This window comes from Pseudaminobacter soli (ex Zhang et al. 2022), from assembly GCF_014595955.1.
Lineage (GTDB): Bacteria > Pseudomonadota > Alphaproteobacteria > Rhizobiales > Rhizobiaceae > Kumtagia > Kumtagia pseudosoli.
On the sequence record NZ_JABVCF010000018.1, the window covers coordinates 15,958 to 37,327 of the forward strand.

The 21,370-nt window shown below is 65.4% G+C and carries 22 protein-coding genes; 12 read left to right on the top strand and 10 right to left on the bottom strand.

Features of this window, described 5'->3' with window-relative positions; genetic code table 11:
• Positions 1-11: 11 nt before the first annotated feature.
• The 6 genes from HUI96_RS25620 to HUI96_RS25645 form a co-directional block, all read right to left on the bottom strand.
• A complete protein-coding gene (locus HUI96_RS25620) occupies positions 12-1,148 on the bottom strand; it encodes an acyl-CoA dehydrogenase family protein (protein ID WP_188257549.1) in 1,137 nt (378 codons plus the stop codon).
• A gap of 11 nt (positions 1,149-1,159) precedes the next feature.
• Complete coding sequence (locus HUI96_RS25625; protein WP_188257550.1) at positions 1,160-2,359, bottom strand: acyl-CoA dehydrogenase family protein; 1,200 nt, start codon at positions 2,357-2,359, stop codon at positions 1,160-1,162.
• 27 nt (positions 2,360-2,386) lie between these two features.
• Complete coding sequence (locus HUI96_RS25630; protein ID WP_188257551.1) at positions 2,387-3,307, bottom strand: SDR family NAD(P)-dependent oxidoreductase; 921 nt, start codon at positions 3,305-3,307, stop codon at positions 2,387-2,389.
• 50 nt (positions 3,308-3,357) lie between these two features.
• Positions 3,358-3,738, bottom strand: a complete 381-nt coding sequence (locus HUI96_RS25635; RefSeq protein ID WP_210320327.1) for a Zn-ribbon domain-containing OB-fold protein — start codon at positions 3,736-3,738, stop codon at positions 3,358-3,360.
• A 2-nt stretch (positions 3,739-3,740) separates the two neighbouring features.
• Complete coding sequence (locus HUI96_RS25640; RefSeq protein ID WP_188257552.1) at positions 3,741-4,910, bottom strand: thiolase domain-containing protein; 1,170 nt, start codon at positions 4,908-4,910, stop codon at positions 3,741-3,743.
• A gap of 184 nt (positions 4,911-5,094) precedes the next feature.
• The gene (locus tag HUI96_RS25645; protein WP_188257553.1) at positions 5,095-5,886 is read right to left on the bottom strand and encodes an enoyl-CoA hydratase/isomerase; all 792 of its coding nucleotides are present in this window, start codon (positions 5,884-5,886) and stop codon (positions 5,095-5,097) included.
• Positions 5,887-6,043: 157 nt separating this feature from the next.
• Here HUI96_RS25645 and HUI96_RS25650 point away from each other — a divergent pair, with 157 nt between their 5' ends.
• From HUI96_RS25650 to HUI96_RS25690, 9 genes are all read left to right on the top strand, one after another.
• A complete protein-coding gene (locus HUI96_RS25650) occupies positions 6,044-7,576 on the top strand; it encodes an AMP-binding protein (protein WP_210320328.1) in 1,533 nt (510 codons plus the stop codon).
• Between the two features lie 33 nt (positions 7,577-7,609).
• Positions 7,610-8,605 carry an NAD(P)H-dependent flavin oxidoreductase gene (locus HUI96_RS25655; RefSeq protein ID WP_188257555.1) on the top strand — a complete coding sequence of 332 codons (996 nt, stop codon included), beginning with the start codon at positions 7,610-7,612 and terminating at the stop codon, positions 8,603-8,605.
• Between the two features lie 21 nt (positions 8,606-8,626).
• On the top strand, positions 8,627-8,938 hold the full coding sequence (locus HUI96_RS25660; protein ID WP_188257556.1) for a hypothetical protein: 312 nt from the start codon (positions 8,627-8,629) through the stop codon (positions 8,936-8,938).
• Positions 8,939-9,252: 314 nt separating this feature from the next.
• On the top strand, positions 9,253-9,639 hold the full coding sequence (locus tag HUI96_RS25665; protein ID WP_188257557.1) for an EthD domain-containing protein: 387 nt from the start codon (positions 9,253-9,255) through the stop codon (positions 9,637-9,639).
• Positions 9,639-10,436: an SDR family NAD(P)-dependent oxidoreductase gene (locus HUI96_RS25670; RefSeq protein ID WP_188257558.1), complete on the top strand. Its 798-nt coding sequence runs from the start codon at positions 9,639-9,641 to the stop codon at positions 10,434-10,436. Before HUI96_RS25665 ends, HUI96_RS25670 begins: the two co-directional genes overlap by 1 nt.
• A gap of 69 nt (positions 10,437-10,505) precedes the next feature.
• Positions 10,506-11,270 carry an SDR family NAD(P)-dependent oxidoreductase gene (locus HUI96_RS25675; RefSeq protein ID WP_188257559.1) on the top strand — a complete coding sequence of 255 codons (765 nt, stop codon included), beginning with the start codon at positions 10,506-10,508 and terminating at the stop codon, positions 11,268-11,270.
• Between the two features lie 68 nt (positions 11,271-11,338).
• Entirely contained in the window at positions 11,339-12,316 is a 978-nt protein-coding gene (locus HUI96_RS25680) for a zinc-binding dehydrogenase (protein WP_237684377.1), read from the top strand.
• Positions 12,317-12,360: 44 nt separating this feature from the next.
• A complete protein-coding gene (locus HUI96_RS25685; protein WP_188257560.1) occupies positions 12,361-13,098 on the top strand; it encodes an SDR family NAD(P)-dependent oxidoreductase in 738 nt (245 codons plus the stop codon).
• A 5-nt stretch (positions 13,099-13,103) separates the two neighbouring features.
• On the top strand, positions 13,104-14,108 hold the full coding sequence (locus tag HUI96_RS25690; RefSeq protein WP_188257561.1) for a zinc-dependent alcohol dehydrogenase family protein: 1,005 nt from the start codon (positions 13,104-13,106) through the stop codon (positions 14,106-14,108).
• A gap of 21 nt (positions 14,109-14,129) precedes the next feature.
• Here HUI96_RS25690 and HUI96_RS25695 read toward each other — a convergent pair whose 3' ends face one another.
• The 4 genes from HUI96_RS25695 to wrbA all read right to left on the bottom strand — a co-directional run bounded on the left by HUI96_RS25695 (position 14,130) and on the right by wrbA (position 18,392).
• Positions 14,130-15,047, bottom strand: a complete 918-nt coding sequence (locus tag HUI96_RS25695; RefSeq protein ID WP_188257562.1) for a hydroxymethylglutaryl-CoA lyase — start codon at positions 15,045-15,047, stop codon at positions 14,130-14,132.
• Complete coding sequence (locus HUI96_RS25700; protein WP_188257563.1) at positions 15,044-16,261, bottom strand: CaiB/BaiF CoA transferase family protein; 1,218 nt, start codon at positions 16,259-16,261, stop codon at positions 15,044-15,046. Before HUI96_RS25700 ends, HUI96_RS25695 begins: the two co-directional genes overlap by 4 nt.
• 154 nt (positions 16,262-16,415) lie before the next feature.
• Entirely contained in the window at positions 16,416-17,681 is a 1,266-nt protein-coding gene (locus HUI96_RS25705; protein WP_188257564.1) for an MFS transporter, read from the bottom strand.
• Between the two features lie 90 nt (positions 17,682-17,771).
• Positions 17,772-18,392, bottom strand: coding sequence for an NAD(P)H:quinone oxidoreductase (wrbA, locus tag HUI96_RS25710; protein ID WP_210320329.1), 621 nt, complete (start codon positions 18,390-18,392; stop codon positions 17,772-17,774).
• 125 nt (positions 18,393-18,517) lie between these two features.
• Between wrbA and HUI96_RS25715 the strand changes: the two genes are divergently transcribed.
• The 3 genes from HUI96_RS25715 to HUI96_RS25725 all read left to right on the top strand — a co-directional run bounded on the left by HUI96_RS25715 (position 18,518) and on the right by HUI96_RS25725 (position 21,356).
• Complete coding sequence (locus HUI96_RS25715) at positions 18,518-19,060, top strand: nuclear transport factor 2 family protein (RefSeq protein WP_188257566.1); 543 nt, start codon at positions 18,518-18,520, stop codon at positions 19,058-19,060.
• A gap of 181 nt (positions 19,061-19,241) precedes the next feature.
• Complete coding sequence (locus tag HUI96_RS25720) at positions 19,242-20,264, top strand: TRAP transporter substrate-binding protein (protein ID WP_188257567.1); 1,023 nt, start codon at positions 19,242-19,244, stop codon at positions 20,262-20,264.
• A 54-nt stretch (positions 20,265-20,318) separates the two neighbouring features.
• Positions 20,319-21,356: a TRAP transporter substrate-binding protein gene (locus HUI96_RS25725; protein WP_188257568.1), complete on the top strand. Its 1,038-nt coding sequence runs from the start codon at positions 20,319-20,321 to the stop codon at positions 21,354-21,356.
• Positions 21,357-21,370: the final 14 nt, after the last annotated feature.

Here is a 21,370-nt window from a genome sequence, read left to right on the forward strand (position 1 = left end):
GGACGGCGATCTCACGCCAGTTCTGACGGCAGGCTGGCGAAACGCTTCTGATGAAAATCGATGTCGCCGAGCATGGTCTCGACCATCAGCAGCCGCTTGAAATAGTGCCCGACCGCGAGTTCGTCCGTCATGCCGATGCCGCCGTGCAGTTGGACCGCCGCGCGGCCGACGAAGCGTGCGGAGCGCCCGACCTGCGCCTTTGCGGCCGATGCGGCGCGTGCGCGCTCGACAGGCTCTCCATCCGAGACACTGGCGGCATAGAGCGTCAGCGCGCGGGCGCATTCCAACTGGACCCGCATGTCCACGATGCGGTGCTGGATCACCTGGAAGTCGCCGATAGGCTGGCCGAACTGCTTTCTGATCTTGACGTAGGCGAGCGTCTGTTCGCACAGCGCGCCCATAGCGCCGACACCTTCCGCGCAGAGATAGACGAGCGCGCGGTCGGTGGCAGCTGCGACCGCTGGATAGGCTGCCTCCGGATCCCCCAGCGCCTCCTCGGCGATCACCCGGTCAAATATGATGTCGGCCGCCTGACGGTCGTCGACGGTCGTGTAGGGGTGCATGGAGGCACCTTGGCTGGCCGGATCCACGATGAACAGACCAAGCCCCGCCTCCGCTGAGATCTCGCCGGCGGTGCGCGCGAGCACCATGATCCTGTCGGCTCCCGGAGCGTCGAGAACCAGGATCTTGCGCCCGCTGAGGGCATAGCCGGCTTCGGTCCGCATCGCCCGCGTCTGGATTCTGCTGAGCTCGAAGCGCGACTCCGCTTCCGCAAAGGCGAAAGCGATCCGCAGTTGCCCGTCGCCGATGGCAGGCAGCATCGCCGATCTCTGCGCCGGCGTGCCGGCCCGCGCTACCAGGCCGGCCGAAAGGACGATAGCCGAAAGATAGGGTTCCACGACGAGGCGCGACCCGAACGCTTCGCCGATATTGGTCTCTTCGAGCGCGCCCAGGCCCATGCCGCCGGCTTCCTCCGGCAGGGAAAGGCGGAGCCAGCCCATGGCGGCAAAACTGTCCCAATTCTCAGCCGACTGCGGCGGCCGACGCCTGGTGAGCTTTCGCCACTGATCGAAACCGTAATTGCGCTCTAGCCAGCCCGACAGGCTTTCCTTGAGCATCGCCTGTTCGTCGCTGAGGTGAAAATCCATGACCCGTCTCCTCAGGCTCCGGCGTAGATCATCTTGGCGAGGATGTTCTGCTGCGTCTCAGTCGATCCGCCATAGATGGTCGCGGCGCGTAGGAAGAGGAATTCCTCCATCTTGCCCTGGGCTATGTCGGGCGCGGACGGCGAATGGGAGAGACCATCGGGCAGGCTCTCATAGGCGAGTCCGGCGTAGCCCATGGCCTCGACGGACAGTTCCGTCACCGCCTGGATGATTTGCGATCCGCGCAGCTTCAGGATGCTGGCCGAGAGCATGTTGTCTATGCCCTGGTCCATCTCCCAGGCGATGCGCAGCCCCATTCGTTCGAGCGCGAGAAGATCGATCTCGATCGCTGCCGCCTTGTCGCGGAACGATGGATCGTCCGCGAGCGTGGCATCACCAACGGCTGTTGCACGCGCGATCTGGCGCAGGCGCTGCAGGCGGCGCTTCGACCGGGCGATCTCTGCAATGGTAAAGCGCTCGTGCCCCAGCAGGAACTTCGCATATGTCCAGCCCCTGCCTTCCTCGCCGATGAGGCTGGAACGCGGAACCCGGACATCCTCGAAGAAGGTTTCATTGAGGCTGTGCCCGCGGTCGATCGAGATGATCGGGCGCACCGTGATGCCGGGCGTATCCATTGGGAAGACCAGCATGGATATACCCTGCTGAGGCTTGACCGTGGGATCGGTGCGCACGAGGCAGTAGATCATGTTGGAGTTGTGCGCGAGACTGGTCCAGATCTTTTGCCCGTTGATGACGTAGTCGTTGCCGTCGGCGACAGCGCGGGTCTTCAGAGAGGCGAGGTCCGAGCCCGAACCCGGTTCTGAGAACCCTTGGCACCAGTAGTCCTCGCCCGACAGGATTCGCGGGAGATATTGCGCCTTCTGCTCCTCGCTGCCGAAGGTGTAGATAACGGGACCGACCATGTTCACGCCCTGCCCGGCCATCAGAGGCAGGGGCGCGTCGGCCATGCACAGCTCTTCGTCGAAGATGTAACGCTGGAGCGCAGTCCAGCCCGGCCCGCCATACTGCTTCGGCCACGCGGGAGCGGCCCAGCCCTTGGCGTGGAGGATACGCTGCCAGCGCAGCATATCCTCCGGATGCAAGTGAAATGATCTCCGCGCCTTTTCGGCGATATCGGCGGGCAGATGCTTGCGGAAGAATGCGCGGACTTCCTCGCGGAATGCCCTGTCCTCGGCGCTCAGGGAAAGATCCATGACCTGCCTCCCGTCTTAGCAGATTGGTCAGGCGGCCGGCTTCGCCAGCATGTCGAGCCGCTCCTGCATCTTGCCCTCGGTGCCCGGGGTGGTCGGGTCGGCGGTCGACAGGTCGCTGATCCGGTCGAAGGCCCGGTCGAACAGCTCGACCGTTATCGGCTGTGACGGATCGAACTGAACGCCCTTGGTCTCGAAGAAGTGCAGGCGGCCAAAGCCGCCGGCCGCGGCGGTGATGATGGTCGCGGTCACGTCGCATCGCTCGCTGGCGAGCCAGGCGACGGCCGGCGAGACGAAGGCCGGATCGAGCTTCTTCATGAAGCTCTCGTCGAGCCCGAGATTGTCGGTCATCCGGGTCAATGCACCGGGCGAGACGGCGTTTACGAGCACATTGTTCTTGCGCCCCTCGATCGCCAGGCAGTTCATGAGGCCGAGCATACCCGCCTTCGCGGAGCCGTAGTTCGACTGGCCGAAATTGCCGCTGGTTCCGGCAACCGACGTCGTGAAGACGATGCGCCCGTACTTCTGCTCGCTCATCAGGCCCCAGGCGGCCTTCGTGCAGAAGACGGTGCCCCAGTAGTGGACCTGGAACACTTCGGCGAAATCCTTCATGTCCGACTTGCCGAAGGACTTGTCGCGAAGGATGCCTGCATTGTTGACCAGTATGTCGATCTTCCCGAACGCGTCGACGGCCGTCTTGATGATCTTTTCAGCGCCCTCCTGCGTGGACACGCTCTCATAGTTGGGAACTGCCGTGCCGCCCTCCGCCTTGATCTCGGCCACGACCTTGTCGGCCGCGGCGGAATCGCTGCCGACGCCGGCGGTGCTGCCGCCGAGATCGTTGACCACCACCTTGGCGCCCTGCCTGGCGAGCAGCAGTGCATGCTGGCGCCCCAATCCGGCGCCAGCGCCGGTAACGACCGCCACCCTTCCGTCAAGTCTCAACGTCATGTCTCGTAGCCTCCAGATTGCGCTTTCATGATTGTCGGCTTGGGCCGTTCTCAGGCCTCACGCGGCCGGAACATGGGCGTGGCTATTCCGTCCACGTCGCGGAAGGTGACCTGCACTTTCTGCTCGACCGCGATCGCGTCGAGATCGCAGCCGACGATGTTGGTCATCAGACGCGGGCCCTCGTCGAGTTCGACGAGTGCGATAGCGTAGGGATCGCCGCGCCGCATGACGCTGAAGGAGTAGATGCGCCCTGTTCCCGAACATTCGACCCAGGCGAGCTTGCTGCCGAGGCAGTAGGGGCAGACGACGCGGGGATAGTGGAACGCATCGCCGCATTCCTCGCATCTCTGGATCAGCAGCTTTCCACCGGTCGAGCGCCACTGCGGCGCGACATCGCGTTCGGGCGTGATCGTTTCGACAGCCGCGTCCATGATCAGACCCTCTCCAGAATGAGCGTTGCGCTTCCGTGCCGCGTGGGCAGATAGCCCCCCGTTCCGTGTGCGAGCGCCAGATCGCAATTCTTCACCTGAACGGCGGGATGCGCCTCGCCGCGCAATTGGCGAACGGCCTCTATGACCTTCGTCATGCCGCCGCGATTGGCGGGATGGTTGCTGCAAAGGCCGCCGCCATCCGTGTTGAAAGGCAGCTTGCCTACGCCGGATATCAGGTTGCCATCCGCGACGAAGCGGCCGCCTTCGCCCTTCTCGCAGAAGCCGAGGTCCTCGAGCGTGATCGCCACGGTGATGGTGAAGGAATCGTAGATCGAAACGTACTTGATTTCGGATGGCTTCACCCCCGCCTCCGCGAAAGCGGCCGGCCCCGACCAGACACCGCCGGAGAAGGTGATGTCGTTGCGGCCGCCATTGGGGTGCTTGATCGCCTCGGCGGCGCCCCGCACCTTGACCAGAGGCCGCTTCAGGCTTCTGGCGATCTCTGGCGAAACCACAATCAGCGCGCCCCCGCCGTCGCTGATGACGCAGCAGTCCAGTCGGTGCAGCGGATCGGAAACCATCGGAGAGTTGATGACGTCTTCGACCGTGACGACATCGCGCAGCATGGCGTGCGGGTTGTGCTGCGCGTGGTGGGAGGCTGCCACCTTCACCCAGGCGAGCTGCTCGCTCGTGGTGCCGTACTCATACATGTGACGCTTGGCCGACATGCCATAGAGGTTGGCGATCGTATGTCTGAACGGCAACTCGTAGGGCACGTCCGGGCAGATCGGATCATCGAAGAACGCGCCCTCGCCCTTCGGCCCCCGACCCGTGCGCGGCATGCCGGCAAGCGTTATCAGCGCGACCGAGCATTTGCCGGCTGCGATCGCCTGCGCAGCATGTCCGACGGCGAGAATATAGGAGGAGCCGCCCGTGTCCGTGTTGTCGACATAGCGGGGGCGGAGGCCGAGATACTCGGCCATATTGAGCCCGCCCATTCCCGGCGCGTCGCTGGCGCAGAAAAAGCCGTCCACGTCTCTGCTGGTCAGACCCGCATCGGCAAGCGCTCCGGCCGCCATCTCCGCGTGCAACTGCGGTATCGTCTTGCCGGTCGCCTTGCGCGTCGGATGCTCGAAGGCGCCTGCGATGTATGCCTTGCCGTTGATCGTCAAAAACTGTTCTCCCCGGAAAAGTCGGCCATCGATCACCGCTGGTGACGACGACGTGGCTCAGGACCTTTGGGCCGCATGGATGGGAGGAGGGCGCCGGAGTTCGATCGAGCCGTAGGGATGGCGGAGATCCGCCGGCCCTTGCTTTGCTCCCGGCAATTGCCTGCCGCCCTGAACGCCGCTTCGGTCATATCGCCCTGAAATCCGCCGGACGCTTCTCACGGAATGCGGCGACGCCCTCGGCGAACTCGGCGCCTTTGCTTGCGATCTGCTGGAGGCGATCCTCGAGCTCCAACTGTTCCTCGAACGAATTGCCACTCGTTTCCCAGTAGAGCCGGCGGATCTTGGCAAGCGCGGAGACAGGCCCGTCGGCAAGCTGCCTTGCCAATGACAGCGCCTCCGGCATCAGCTGGGCATCATCGAAGACGCGATTGACGAGACCCCATTCCAGCGCCTGTTCTGCGGTGATCTTGTTGCCGAGCATCGACATCTCGCGCGCACGCGCAGCGCCGACGAAGCGGGGGAGCAGCCAGCTCGACCCGCAATCGGGCACCAGCCCGATGCGCCGGAAAGCTTGCAGGAAATAGGCCGAGCGTGCGCATACGATGATGTCGCCCATCATGGCGAGGCTCATGCCCGCACCGACGGCGGCACCGTTCACCGCCGTCACGATCGGCAACTCGCAATCGCGCAGCAATCTGAGGAGCGGATGGTAGACCCGCTGCAGCACCGAAGCCGCGCCGTCCGCCGGGACATCGTTGCCGCTGTCCTCCGACAGATCGGCGCCCGAGGAAAACCCCCGTCCGGTGCCCGTGACAACAAGGCAGCGAACACCGCTTCCCGGCCTGGTCAGTTCAACGAAAGCCTCCTGGAAGACCGCCACGACGCCTGGCGAGACCGCGTTCATCACCTCGGGGCGGTTCAGCGTAAGAACGCCGATCCCGTCGTGGATCTCGCGGCCCACCCAGTCTTTGCTCATCCATCTCCTCCTGCCGGTCGCATCGAGTAAGCTGGCGGCTCATGGCGCCTCACATCCCCTCTCATAGGGACCGCCAGCCACCATTTTTCCTGCTTTCATGAAGAGAGCGAGAGTGGAGGTCGCGACGGCGGCCTGCGCGACAGGCAGGGAGGCCCGTGTGCTCAGAGATGCGATCATCATCGGCGACAGGATGGTCACGCGGGACGAGCTCTTCGAGCAGGGGCTGCGCGCCGCCCGCGGCTTCCATTCTCTCGGACTCGGCGAGAACGACGCCGTGGCGATCCTCATGCGCAACGACTTCTCCTTTTTCGAGGCAAGCCGGGGAGCGTCCACGATCGGCGTCTATGCCGTCCCGCTGAACTGGCACAACAAGAGCGACGAGATCGCCTATGTGCTTGGCGATGCCAAGCCGCGCGTCCTCGTGGCCCATTCCGACGTCTTGCTTGGCGTGGACGACGCGATCCCCAACACCATGGAACTGTTCCTCGTGCCGACCGAGGGCAACTCGGCAGAGCAATGCGAAGCGACCGTCAAGGCGCGGCAGCTGTTTCCCGAAGCGCGCATCTGGGATGAATGGCTGCAGGAGTTTGACCCCTGGACGGAGGCAGCGAAGGCCCCGCGCGGCGCAATTCTCTATACGTCAGGAACCACCGGCCGCCCGAAGGCCGTGCGAAAGCCTTCCATGACGCCGGAACAGATGGAGCAATTCACGAAGTTCCAGCGGCTGACCTTCGGGATAGGCCCCGGAACGCGGGCGCTCGTGCTCGGCCCCCTCTATCATGCAATGCCGGACGCAAGCGGAAGGGCTGCTGTCGCCGAGGCGGACATCGCCGTGCTGCAGCCGAAATTCGATGCCGAAGGCGTGCTCAGGATCATCGATGAACACAAGATCACGCACGTCGCCCTCGTGCCGACGGCCTTCGTCCGGCTCCTGAAGCTGCCGCGCGACGTACGCCACCGCTACGACCTGTCATCGCTGAGATCCGTGACGCACACCGGGGGTCCGTGCCCGCCCGAAGTCAAGCGCGAGATGATCGACTGGTGGGGTCCCGTCATCAACGAGGTTTATGGCGGCACCGAACAGGGCGTGACCTTCTTCTGCCGATCGCCCGACTGGCTGCGCTATCCCGGTACGGTCGGCAAGCCGCTCGATGGAACGCGCTATGCAGTCCTCGGCGACGGGCGTACTCCGCTGCCTGCGGGGCAGATCGGCGAGATCTATGCGCGCAATCCCGCCTATGGAGACTTCACCTATGTCGGCCGCGACCAGCAACGGCGCGAGGTGGAATATGAGGGGCTCATCACGCTTGGCGACATCGGATATGTCAACGAGGAGGGCTTCCTGTTTCTCTGCGATCGCAAGAACGACATGGTCATATCGGGTGGCGTGAACATCTATCCGGCCGAGATCGAAGCGGTCCTTCTGATGCATCCGGAAGTCCGGGACTGCGCCGTCTATGGCGTGCCCGACGACGATCTCGGCGAAAGCCTCGTCGCGGCCGTCCAACTGCGCGACTGCGCCATTGCCGACGCAGAAGACATCCGAGCCTATCTCAAGGAGCGGCTCACAAACTACAAGGTCCCGCGCAAGATCGAGTTCCATGGTTCGTTGCCGCGGGAGGACAGCGGAAAACTCCTGAAGCGCAAGCTGCGCGATCCTCACTGGAAGGGCCGGCAGCGTGCGATCTGAACCGGAACGACGCTCTGACGGGACGACCAAAGCATGAATTACTGGACTCCTCACGGCAAGCGGCTGGCGCTCCCTCTGGTTTGTGCGCCGATGTTCATCGTGTCGGGGCCGGAACTGCTGCTGGCGCAGTGCAAGGCAGGCGTTGTCGGCTCGATGCCGGCACTCAATGCGCGTACGCCGGAAGTCCTCGACGCGTATCTTTCACGTATCAGGAACGAGCTTGCCGCCTATGATGCGGAGCATCCGGACCTGCCGTCCGCACCCTATGCAGTCAATCTCATCGTCCACGGCTCGAACCGGCTTCTCGATGAACAGGTCGCGCTTTGCGTCAGACACGAGGTTCCGGTCATCATTACCTCGCTCGGCGCGAAGCCCCATGTGAACGACGCGATTCATTCCTATGGCGGCATCGTGCTGCACGACGTCGTCAATCTCGTTCATGCGCGCAAGGCCATCGAACGCGGGGCCGATGGTCTGATCGCGGTGGCCGCAGGCGCGGGTGGCCATGCGGGTTCGCTGTCGCCCTTCGCGCTTGTCCAGGAAATCCGCGAATGGTGGGCGGGGCCCCTGCTTCTTTCCGGCGCGATCTCGAGCGGGCACGCGCTACTCGCCGCGCAGGTGATGGGAGCCGACCTCGGCTACTGTGGATCGTGCTTCATCCCGGCGACCGAAGCCAATGCGGACGCTGCCTACAAGCAGATGGTGATAGACAGCTCGGCTGCCGACATCGTCTACACCGACAAGGTTTCCGGAACGCCGGCCAACTTTCTAAGGGCATCGCTGGAGCGGGCAGGCGTCAAATTCGACGGGGAGCGGCCGCAGGCCGACTATGGCGATCTCCTCGGCAACTCCAAGGCCTGGCGCGACATCTGGAGCGCCGGTCACGGCGTAGGCGCGCTGCACCACCAACAAAGCGTCGCCGAGATCGTCGCGGCGTTCACTGCGCAATATCGATTCGGCCTCGCCAACACCCGACGATTGCATGAGGTCGTCGAGCGAGAAGGCTATGCCAGCGCAAACACTCAGTGAGTCGGAAAGGGGAAAGCGAGCGTGCGTTTGACCGAACTGCGCCAAGTACTGTCCGGCAACAGCTCCTTGCCCACGGAACTCGAGCTGCGGCGACTCTGCCGTCGCGCGACGATCACGATTCCGGATGAACAGAAAGCTGACGATTTATATCGCGCTCTTTGCTCGGTGCTCCGCGCTGCCGAACTGCTCGAACGTCAGGGGTCGCCTACATACTACCTGCGCAACGCGGCGCTTCATGTCGTTAAGATCATCGAGGAGGAGCGCCGGTATCCCGCCATTCCAACCCACCGCACCGATCATCGCGATCACGGACAGATGCGCTATCCTTCCTAGATTGCGGGTTGCTGACCGGCATTGGCCACCGTGCACAAGGGTGCAGGCTGGAATCGCTTGTTCGCGGAGCTAGACCGTTCTTGTGCTGGCTCGCTGGCGAGCCCGCTCTTCAACGGCGATCTCCGGGGCAGCGATTATTGGCAAATTCACCCCGCGCGCGAGCAGCCGGTATCCGACCGGATCAGGGCTGAAACAAAACCCCGACACGTCCCTCGCGGCAGGGATACAGGATGCCACGACGCTGCATCACCGTCGCGCCGTTCCATCGCATCAGTCGGGCTTCGCCCGTCGCCCCCGTCATTGGAAGAAAAGAGATGCTGATCACTCTCGGATTCTACAAGCGCAAGCCCGGTCTCACGCGCGAGGAGTTCTCCCGCCATTGGCGCGAGGTGCACGGCCCGTTGATCGCCAACAATCCGGTTCTTTCCAAATACATCAAGCGCTATGTGCAGCATCACATGGCGCCGAGCAGTGGTTGGCCGAATGTCGGCCCGCTCGACTATGACGGCTTTTCCGAATCCTGGTTCGAGAGCCTCGAGGCACGCAAGGAGATGCATGCGCTGCCCTATTTCCAGAAGGAGATGATCGAGGACGAGCGCAAGTTCCTCGACATGGAGGCGACGCGCATCCTGATGTTCGACCACCAGGTCGTGCAGATCGGTAAAGACTATTCGGCCGAGTGGGCGGCAGGCAAGGTCTGATGAAGGGGCTCCGCGGCCGTGCCGCCATCGTCACCGGCGCGGGCCAGGGCATTGGCCGCGCCATCGCCGAAAGGCTGCACCACGAGGGCGCGCTCGTTCTCGCCGTCGACAGGAATGCAGATACGCTGGCGACGTTATCAGGCGAGCGGATTGCCACGCTAGTGGCCGACGTCACGGCGGACGACGCGCCGTCGGCGATCATCGACCGTTGCAAGCGGGAATTCGACTCTGTCGCTGTGCTCGTCAACAATGTCGGGGTCGGCAACGCCCCGCCGGCGCATGAGACGACGGACGAGATCTATGACTTCCAGCTCAATGTGAACCTGCGCACGACCTTCCGGCTGTCGCGAGACGTCCTGCCGGAACTGCGCGAGACCAGGGGAGCGATCGTGAACATCGCCTCCTCGATAGGCCTTTCCGGCTACCGCCGCTGGGCCGCTTACTCGGCAGCCAAGGCCGGCGTGATCGGCCTTACGCGGCACATGGCGGCTGAATACGGGCCGGCAGGAATCCGCGTGAACGCGGTCGCGCCGGGCATCATCGCCACGCCGCAGACGGAGGGCCGGCTCGCCACGGCCCGGTTCCAGGCCACGATCGTCGGCACCATGCCGCTCGGCCATGTCGGCCGGCCGGAGGACATTGCCGCCGCGGTCGCCTTCCTCGCCAGCGACGATGCGGCGTTCGTCAGCGGCCAGGTGCTTGCCGTCGACGGGGGCCAGACCTCTTCCGTCTTTGTCGCCGAGCATCTGGTTGAAGCGTGGGAGCGGACCGTCGGGTCGCAGGACGGCGCTGCCTGAGCGCCTGCGAAGGGCGATGCCGATCGGCGCGGGCACGAGAGCGGGATTCTGCAAGGGAGATTTGCATCGATGAGGATCGCATTGGTCACCGGCGGCACGGGTGGGCTCGGCCTGGCAACGGCGAAAAAATTCGCGGAGGACGGCATGACGGTGATCGTCGCCGACCTGGATGGCGAGGCGTCGCGCAAGGCCGCCGCAGCGCTGCCGGGCAGCGGACATATCGGCATAGCGCTGGATGTCTCCGATGAACAGGCCGTAATTGCTGCGTTCGAAAAGGTCGAAGCCGAGATTGGTCCCGTCGCCGTGCTGGCACATTTGGCCGGGGTGCTCGGGGCCGGCGGCACGGCCACCGGCATCGGTCTCGCGGAATCGACGGTGGACGACTGGGATCGGGTGAACCGGATCAATGCGCGCGGCACGTTCCTGTGCGTGCGCGAGATGGCGCGGCGCCGTCGCGACCGGCCGGTCGAACACGGTCGCATCATCACGGTCTCTTCGGCAGCCGGCCAGATGGGCGGCCTGCAGTCGGGCATCGCCTATTCGGCGTCGAAGGCCGCCGTGCTCGGGCTGACTCGCGCTGCCGCCCGCGACCTCGGACCGATCGGCATCACCGTCAATGCGATCGCCCCGGGTCCGATCGAGTCGCCCATGCTGGCGCAGGCGACCGGCAAGGCGGCCGACGGGCAGAAATACACCAAGCTCGACGCCCTGCCGCTCGGGCGCATCGGCCTGCCGGAGGAGATCGCTGCCGCCGCTTCCTATCTCGCGTCGGCCGGCGCCGCCTTCGTCACGGGAACCACCATCGACGTCAATGGCGGCCTGCATATGCATTGACTGCGTGGCGGCCGACTCTGCCGAAGGCCACAACACGCGATGCGGATAGCAATCTCGAGGTACGGACAATGAGTGCAACCATGCGGGCCGGAGTGGCCACCGAGGCTGGATTGGCCATACGGGAGGTTTCGCGGCCGGTCCCCGGCGACGAGCAAGTGCTGGTCAAGGTGGCCGCCGCCGGCATGAACCGCGCCGACCTCAATGCCGCCAGGGGTGCGGGCGTCGCGACCAGGGAAGCACTGGGCAAGCCGATCGGCATCGAATGGGCTGGTGAGATTGTCGAATGCGGCAAGGCGGTGAAGAACCTGCGGGTCGGCGTGCGCGTGATGTGCTCGGGCAGCGGCGGCTATGCCGACTACGCCGTGGCCGACGAGGGCCGTACGATCAGGCTGGACGGCCTCGACATCGAGCAGGCGGCTGTGCTGCCGCTTGCCCTGATGACGGCGCATGACGCGGTGGTCACGCAAGGACGCCTGGCCGAAGGCGATGCGGTTCTCGTCCATGGTGCGAGTTCGGCCGTCGGCCTGATGGCGATGCAGATCGCGCGGCTGCGCGGCGCATCCGTCATCGCCGCCACGTCCGGAGATTCCGCGAAGCGGGACAAGCTGAAGCCGTTCGGCGCAACCTTGCCTCTCGATCCCGCCGATCCCGCATGGCCGGACCTTTTGCTCGCGGCGACGGGCGACAAGGGCGCGAATGTCGTGGTCGACATGGTTTCCGGTCCGAGCATCAATTCGGTGATGAAGGCCTCGGCCGTGCTCGGCCGCATTGTCAATGTAGGCCGGTTGGGCGGCACCAAGACCGAGTTTGATTTCGACCTGCATGCGGCGAAGCGGCTCGCCTATGTCGGCGTCACCTTCCGCACGCGCTCGCTTGCCGAGATCCGCGCCATCCTCGAGCGCATGAAGGCCGATCTCTGGGAGGCGGTATCGGCCGGAAAGCTCGCGCTGCCGATCGACCGCAGCGTCCCGCTGGCGGAGGCGGTGGACGCCCATGAGCACATGCGCGCCAATCGCCATTTCGGCAAGATCGTGCTGCGTCCCTGACGTGGCCGGCACTGTCAATCAACTCGAACAGGACGGAGACTGCGATGCGTTTGGCCGGCAAGGTTGCGATCGTCACGGGGGCGGCCTCCGGGCTAGGCGCCGCGACCGCGAAGCGGTTCATCGAGGAGGGGGCGAAAGTGTGCGTGGCCGACCTCCTGGAGGAGGAGGGCAGGGCAATCGTGCGCTCGCTCGGCGACGGCGCGATCTTCGGGACGCTGGATGTTACCGACGAGAAGCAGTGGATGGAAGTTGTCGAGGCGGTCGTCGCCGCTTTCGGGCGTCTCGACATCCTCGTCAACAATGCCGGTACTGGTCCCGGAACGACAGAGATCTTCGACGACGCCGCCTGGGAGCGGCAGGCCGACATCAACGGTAAGGGCCCGTTCCTCGGCATCAAATCCGTGGTGCCGCATATGCGCGAGAAGGGCGGGGGAGCGATCGTCAACATCTCCTCCATCTCCGCCAAGGTCGGCATGGGGCTGCATCTGGGCTATGGCGCCTCGAAGGGCGCGGTGCTCGGCATGTCGAAGACGGCGGCGGTGATGTTTGCGCGCGACAACATTCGTGTGAACGTCGTGATGCCGGGCGTCATGCCGCCGATGCGCAACTCGACGGCGAAGGCCGATCCGTCCACGCGCCAGCGCATGCTCGACGGCATCCCGATGGGGCGTATCGGCGAGACTGAGGACATCGCGAACGCCGTGCTCTTCCTCGCCTCCGACGAGGCCAAATACATCACCGGCGTCGAGATCGCGGTCGACGGCGGCTACCTGGCGAGATAGCTGCGATGCGGGCATATCAATTGAAGGGCGAAGGCCCGAAGCAACTCGAGGCCGTCGAACTGCCCGAGCCGGTACCGGGGCCGGGTGAGGTGCTGGTGCGGATGCGTGCGGCCTCACTCAACTATCGCGACATGCTGGTGGCGGACGGCCACTACGGATCAGGTATCCCGGACACTCTGATCCCGCTTTCGGACGGCGCCGGCGAGGTGGTGGCGCTTGGCGACGGCGTCAGCGGCCTCGCGATCGGCGATCGTGTGGCGGGTGCCTTCTATCCCGACTGGGTCTCTGGACCGATCACCGCGGCGGCTCGCCGGCGCGCGCTCGGCGGCTCGATCGACGGCGTGCTCGCCGAGTACGTCGTGCTGCCGGCGCATGCGGCGATCCCGGTTCCGGATCATCTGTCCTTCGAGGAGGCGGCAACATTGCCCTGCGCGGCGCTGACCGCCTGGAACGCGCTTGCTGAAGTCGCCCGCCTGCAGCCCGGCGAGACGGTCGTCCTGCAGGGCAGCGGCGGCGTCTCTGTGATGGCGCTGCAGTTCGCCAGAATCATGGGCGCGCGCGTGATCCACACCTCCGGCAGCGCCGAAAAGCGTGTGCGCCTCACCGCTCTCGGCGCCGACCATGTGCTGGATCACGCGGCCGAGCCGGACTGGGATCGTGCGGTCCTCGACCTCACGGACGGAACGGGCGCCGATCTCGTGGTCGAGGTGGGCGGCCCCGGCACGCTGGAGAAATCGTTCCGCGCCGTCCGTATCGGCGGCAGGATCGTTTCGATCGGCTTCGTCGCCGGTGGCTCCACGATCGATCCCCGCGCAATCATCAGCCGCTGCATCCGCCTGACCGGCATCACCGTCGGCAGTTGCGACATGTTCCGGGCCATGAACCGGGCGATCGGCCAGAACGGCATGCGGCCCGTTATCGGCCGGATCCATACGTTCGACGAGGCGGCCGAAGCCTATCGGCGCCTGCGTTCCGGCGGACATTTCGGCAAGGTCGTTATTACCATCTGAAGTCGCAGCCCGGCTTCCGCGCTACCGCGCCGAGGCGGTCAGCGCCTGACGGACGCGTCCGCCGGGCAGCCCGCCGGGTATGGCGGCGCCGTCGCAGGCAATCGGCACCAGCGCGTCGAGATCGATGCCGGTCGCGGCCCCCATGCGCCGGAACATCCAGGCAAGGTCCTCGGTCGCGACATTACCGGTCGCGCCAGGCGCAAAGGGGCAGCCGCCGAGCCCTGCGAAGGACGCGTCGAAGACGCGGATACCCTGCCTCCAGGCGGCATAGACATTCGCCAGGCCCAGCCCGTAGGTGTCATGCGCGTGCAAGGCCCAGCGCCGCACCTGCGGAAATCGCGCGAGGCTCGCGGCGAAGAGGCGCTCGACGTGGTCAGGCGAAGCGCGTCCCGTGGTGTCGCAGAGACAGATCTCGGCGTCGGGGCGGACCGGCACCAGCGCTTCGAGCAGCGACAGCACGTCGGCTTCCGCCACGCGCCCGTCGAACGGGCAGTCGAAGGAGGTCGCGAGGTTCAGCCGGACGTCTATCCCCGCCGGCAGGGCGGCGACCAAGCGTCGGTACTCCTCAACGGATTCCAGCGGATGCCGGCGAACGTTGCTGCGGTTGTGCGCTTCCGAAACCGACAGGACGAAGGCGAGTAAGGTCGCTCCCGCATCGAGCGCGGCGCGACCGTATGTCTCGTTGGGGACCAGCACCTGCGGACGAATGCCGGCGATGGCGCTGCAGGCGCCCAGCACCTCGGCGGTGTCGCTCAACTGCGGCAGGGCCGCGGCGCTGACGAAAGAGCCGATCTCGATCCGGCCAAGCCCCGTCGCGGCCAGGCGTTCAAGGAAGGCGATCTTGGTGGCGGTCGGGATAAAAGGCCCGATGCCTTGATAGCCGTCGCGCGGCCCGACTTCGACGATCTCGACATCTCGCGCGGGTGACGAGGCGGTCATATCACCCCCTCCCTGCGCAGCATCGCGATTTGCTCGGCCGGCAGGATTTCGCCGAGCACGGCGTCGGTATGCTCGCCGATCGCCGGGCCGGGCCAGCGGATCGCGCCGGGGTCGTCGGGTATATGCGGCACCACCCCTCCATGCAGGACTTGTCCGAGCAGCCCGTCCTCCACCGTCCGCACCATACCGCGGTGAAGGAACTGCGGATCGCGCGCGCATTCGGCCGCCGTATAGACCTGCGTGCACGGGATGTCGGCCTCGTTCAGGCGGCGCTCGATGTCGGCGACCGGCAATTGCCGGGTCCATGTCGAGATGATCGAGTCGAGTTCCTGGACGTTCGCCACGCGCGAACGGTTGTCGGAAAACTTGGGGTCGTCGGGAAGGTCCGGCCGCCCGATCAGGGCGCAGAGCCGCGCGAACAGCGGCGTCGAGTTGGCGGCGATCAGGATCCACCGGCCGTCCGCACTTGGATAGGCGCTCGAAGGTGCAGCCGTCGGGATGCGCGAGCCGGTCGGCTGCCTGATTTTCCCCAGCGCGCCATATTCCGGCAGCATCCCTTCCATCATGCTCAGTACCGTTTCCGTCAGCGCGACGTCGGCCGTGCGCCCCTTGCGGTCGCCCCCAACCCGGTCGCGCTGCCACACCGCCGAGACAATGCCGAAGGCAGCATAGAGCCCGGCAAGCGAATCGCCGATGCTGACGCCGACGCGCACCGGCGGCAGATCGGACGTGCCCGGAGCATGATCGCTGAGATGCCGCAGGCCACCGATCGCCTCGCCGATGACGCCGAAGGCGGCGCGGTCGCGGTAAGGCCCGTCCTGCCCGTAGCCGGAGATGTGCGCGATCACCAGGTCAGGCCGCGCGCGGCGCAGCACCTCGTCGCCGAGCCCGAGCCGGGCGAGCTGGCCGGGGCGGAAATTCTCCACTACCACGTCCGATTTCTCGACCAGCTTGAGCACGATGTCGGCGGCGCGGGGCTGCTTGAGGTTGAGCGTGACGGAGCGCTTGTTGCGGCCATGCATGGACCACCAGAGCGAGTTCCCGTCGATCTGCTCGCCCCACTGCCGCACCGGGTCGCCCTCCGGCGGCTCGATCTTGATGATGTCGGCGCCGAGATCGCCCAGGATGCGCGTGCAGAAGGGCGCGGCGACGAAATGGCCGATCTCGACGACGCGCAGGCCGGTCAGCGGTCCGTGCCGGGCAGGTTCGGTCATGGCGGTCCTCGGAAGACGACGCTGCTTCGTCCCGCCGGCCTCCGTCAGGGATGCCGCCGATTCGGAGCGAGCCGGGTTTTGCATTTACGAAAGAACCTATCTGGGCGAAGCTGGGAGCTATGTCCTCCCTGCCGGGGACAGTGACCGGCGGCGGCTATGCGGCAGGGGAGCCTGCGAGTGCCGCGCGCCTTTCCGCCCGACCGAACGACCAGTTGCGCACCGCCAGGTAGGCCGCCAGCATACTGAAGCCGGCGCTGAGGATGACGATCGCAGGCAACAGCCCGAGCCGGTCGGCGATCACGCCGGTGACGACGATCGGCACCGCAGCACCGAAATAGCCGCTGATATAGAGGCCCGACAGGACCGAGGCACGGATCTCGGACGGCGTGATGCGGTTCACCAGTTCCGAGCAGCCCATCCAGGAGAGGCCCTGCGCTGCGCCGGCCATGACGGCGCCGGCGACGAGGCCGGCCGCCGATTTCCAGACCAGCGTGGCGACGATGAGCAGCAGGCTGGGCGGCACCAGCACCATGCCGATCATGATCGCCCGCCGGTAGGGCATGCCCTTGGTGAAGAGCTGGATGACGCCCGCCGTGGTGAGGAACGCGACCACCGTGAGGCCGCCGAGCAGCTTGTTGGTGGCGCCAAGCACGTCGAACACCAGTGCCGGACCGAGCGCCAGCCACAGGCCGGTATTGGCCCAGCTCAGCGCGCCGGTGACCGATGCGAAGACGAAGCCCGACTGGATCTCGGCAGGAACGCGAAGGCCCTGCGGTGCGAAAGATGTTTGCCGGAAGCTGCGGCGGCTGCCGGGCAAGACGGTCTCGCGATAGGCGAGAAACAGGCAAAGCGCCGCCGCCAGCCCGCACAACTGCAGGACGAAGGGGAGGGTCACGACCATGTCGTGGCTGCTACCGAAATGCACGACGAGCGTCGCCACGAGCAGGCCGACCGCCGGAGAGGCCAGCGTCGCGATCGCGCTGATACGCGAAGCCTCCGAGCGGTCGCTGCGCGGATGGAGCTCGACGATCGCCGCGACGGCCGGGCCGCTCATCAGGCCGATGGCGATTCCGTTGAGCAGGCGAGCGATGACCAGATAAGCCATGCCGGTCGCCGCCAGATAGGTCAGGCTCGATAGCGCGGTCACCAGAATGCCGATCAGGATCAGCGGCTTGCGGCCGAGCTGATCGCCGAGGCGGCCGCCGAACAACAGGCCGGCAGTTACGCCGATCGGGTAGCAGGCGAAGATCAGAGTGATCGCCGACGTGCTCAGCCCGAACTCGACCTGCCACAGCGGATAGAGCGGGGTGGCGAGATGGCTGCCGAGTAGCGTCAGGAAGAGGACGAGCGCCGACGCCGCATATTGCGTCTGCGGCGACAGGCGCGCCGATGGACCGGTATCCGGACCGCTGGTCAGCATCGTGCGCCTCCTTTTGATGCCGCGGTCAGACTAGGCTGTCCAGATCGGGCATCTGTCCTGCGCGGCAGGGACGCCGAAGGGGGCAGCGTCTCAGCCGCGGCCCTGAATGCGCCCCCGCGCAGTCGCAAGCGCATCGGCGTAGCGCGCGATACGACGGCCGAGATAGCGTCCCGCCTCTGCCGTTTCGGCCGGCAGCCCGTCCTTCGAGGCCGTAAAACTCACGCCATAGGGATTGCCGCCCGCCGGCTTGAGCGACGGGTCGGTGTAGCCCATCGGGACGATGACCGAACCCCAGTGATAGAAGACGGTGGCAAGCGTCAGCAGCGTCGCTTCTTGTCCGCCGTGCGGATTGCCGGCGCCGCAGAACATGCTCACCGGCTTATCCTGCAGCTTGCCCTGTGCCCACAGCCCGCCGGTCTGGTCGAGGAACTGCTTGAGCTGCGCCGAAGGCAGGCCGAAACGGGTCGGCGTGCCGAAGACGAAGCCGTCCGCCCATTCGAGGTCGGCGAGCGTGGCCTCTTCCACATGGCTGGTCGCTTCCAGATTTTCGCGCCAGCCGGGGCGGCTGTCTATGGCGGCATCAGGCGCCAGTTCGCGCACCTTGCGCAGGCGCGTCTCCGCCCCTTCGGCTCGCGCTCCCTCCTCCACGGCCCGGCCAAGCGCGTAATGGTGGCCGGTGCTGCTGTAGTAGACGATCGCGATTCTTGCCACGCGGCGTACCTCCATTTTCGCGGACAAACGTAAGGGCCGTGACTGCGGTCTATGCACCTTCGGGCAGGGACAGACGCTCCGGACGATCGACGTCCTGATCGGGGGGCTTCAACAGGACCGGGGATATGGAACAGCGCCTGCAATCGGAAGTCGAAAAGCTCCTGATCAAGGAGCAACTGCACGAGCTCGAGATGGCCTACTGCCGCGGCATCGACCGCCGCGATCCCGAGCTCATCCGCTCGATCTTCTTTCCGGACGCGATCGAGGACCACGGCGACGCCTGGCAAGGAACCGGCTACGAATGGGTCGACTACATCTTCTCCGGCTATCTGCTGCAGTTCGAGGTGACGGCGCACTACGTGCTCAACGAGTGGTACAAGGTCGAGGGCGAGAGAGCGGAGGGCGAGGTGCACCGCATCTCCTACCATCGCCGGCCCAATGGCGAGGAGGTCACCGCCGGCTCGCGCACCTTCAATCGTTACGAGTGCCGCGACGGTGTCTGGCGCATCGCCTATCGCGGCGTCACGCGCGATTGGCTGAAAGAGAGCCGCGCCGCGGCGCCGGACCCCTCGCAGCCAAGGCACATGATCCTGCGCCCGAGCCTGCCCGGCCCTGACGACGTTTCCTACCGTGAGCTGCCGATGTTCGGGCGGGGGCCGATTTGGTGAATCCGGCCTGTCACCCGGCGGGGGACAGACAAATCCCGCCCGGACGCCATTCTCCCAGCCTCTGACGATCGGAGCCTGCCAAATGAGCCAGACCGCGGCATCCAGCCACGCGAGCCGTCGTGAGGGCGCGGCGACGTCTCGCGTGCCGCGCCGGCATTGAGACACGACAGGGAAGCCTGCAATGATGAAAAGACTGATCTCGTTGGCGGGCGCCTGCGCCATGCTGCTTTCGGGCGGGTCGGCCTTCGCCGACGCGGTGACGATCCGCTATTCCTCCTGGCTACCGACGAACCATTGGTACGTTGCGAGCAACATCGTGCCCTATCTCGAAGAAATCGAGACGGTCACCGAGGGCAGGGTGAAGGTAGACATCCTGCCCAAGACGGTCGGCACGCCGCAAAGCCAGTTCGACGTCGTCCGAGACGGGCTGGCGGACATGAGTTGGATCGTCGTCGGCTACACGCCCGGCCGTTTTAAGCTTGCGGAGATGGGGGAACTGCCGCTCACCGGCGATACTACATCGACCGGCCCAGCCTTCCACCGCCTCTACATGAAGCATTTCGCCGACGCCAACGAGTTCGACGGCGTGGCGCTTCTGGCGGTTTATACCGGGAGCGCCGGCCATGTCGCGACTCGCGGCAAGAAGGTCCAGGCGGTCGCGGACTTCAAGGGTCTCAAGCTCAGGAGCGCGTCCAATGCAGCCACCGAGGCGCTCAACCTCCTCGGCGCCGTGCCCATCCTTAAATCGGCTTCCGAGACCTACGAACTTCTGTCGACGGGCGCCATCGACGGCAGCCTGATGATCCCGGAGACGGTGGTCTCGACTAACGGGATCGATTTCCTGGACAGCTTCACCGTGGTGCCGGACGGACTCTTCAACACGGTCCACGCGATTGTCGTCAACCAGGACAAGTGGAACGAGATCGCGCCGGAGGATCAGAAGGCGATCCTGGCAATCTCGGGCGAGAAGCTCGCCAAGACCGTGGGCGAATCCTACGCGCGCGAGAACGCCAAGGCTTTCGAGGCGATGAAGGCGAAGGGCTATGCGATCGACACGCTTAGCCCGGAGGAGGGCGACAGGCTCAAGACCGCGCTTTCGCCAGTTGAGCAGAAATGGATCGAAGCTGCCAGGCAGAAAGGTATTGCCGACCCTGCCGCCGTGCTTGCAGAGCTTCGCGCCGCATCGGCGCGGGCAAATGACTGACCCATCCGGCATCGGGCGGCAATGTGCCGGCCCCAGCAATCAGTGGAGTAACAGATGTTCCTGAAAAGACTTGCCGGTCTGGGCCTGGCGGCAGCGGTCGCGCTGGGCGCCACGGTTGCCGCAGCGCAAGAGGTCACGCTGCGCTATTCCTCCTGGCTGCCGGTCGGCCACTGGCTGGTGCAGGAACAGTTCGTCCCCTGGTTCGCCGAGATCGAGAAGGTCACGGAGGGCCGCGTCAAGGTCGAGGTGCTGCCCAAGACGGTTGGAACCGCGCTCAGCCAGTATGACGTCGTACGCGACGGCCTGGCCGACATGTCCTTTATCATCCCTGCCTACACGCCGGGGCGCTTCCCGCTGATCGAGATGGGCGAGCTGCCGCTGCTCGGCGACGACGCATCGAAGATGTCGCTCGTCTTCGAGCGCATCTACCGCAAGCACTTCCTTGCGCTGGACGAATTCGAGGGCATCTTCCCGATCACCATGTGGAACATCACGGCGGTGCAGCCCTTCAACAACCGGCGTCCGGTCACGAAGATCGAGGATCTGAAGGGCCTCAAGCTACGCAGCCCCAATGGCATCATCACCGCAACTCTTACCTCGCTCGGCGGCGTGCCGATCCTGAAATCGTCGATGGAAGCCTTTGAGATGCTGTCGACCGGCGCCATCGACGGCCAGATCACGCAGGCGGACACGGTGGTCGTGAACAATGCCACCGGCCTCATGAAATACGCCACAGTGGTCCCCGGCGGCATGGCCAATTCCGCGCACATCATGGCGATCAATCCTGACAAATGGGCGGAGATCTCGGAGCAGGATCAAAAGGCGATACTCGCCATAACCGTCGAGAAGCTGGGACATTCCGTGGGTACCGCGTTCCACACCCGCGAGGTCGACGGCATGAAGGTGCTCGGCGACAACAACTACGAGATCGTGATGGCCGACAAGACCTTCGTTGATGGCCTGAAGGAGGTCGTCAGGCCGATCGAGGAGGACTGGATCAAGCGCGCCAAGGCCAAGGGCGTCGCCGATCCAGCGGCCGTGCTAGCCGAGTTCCGCGCCGAGATAGCCAAGGCCGAGCAGGTCGGCAACTGAGCGGACGGGATCTT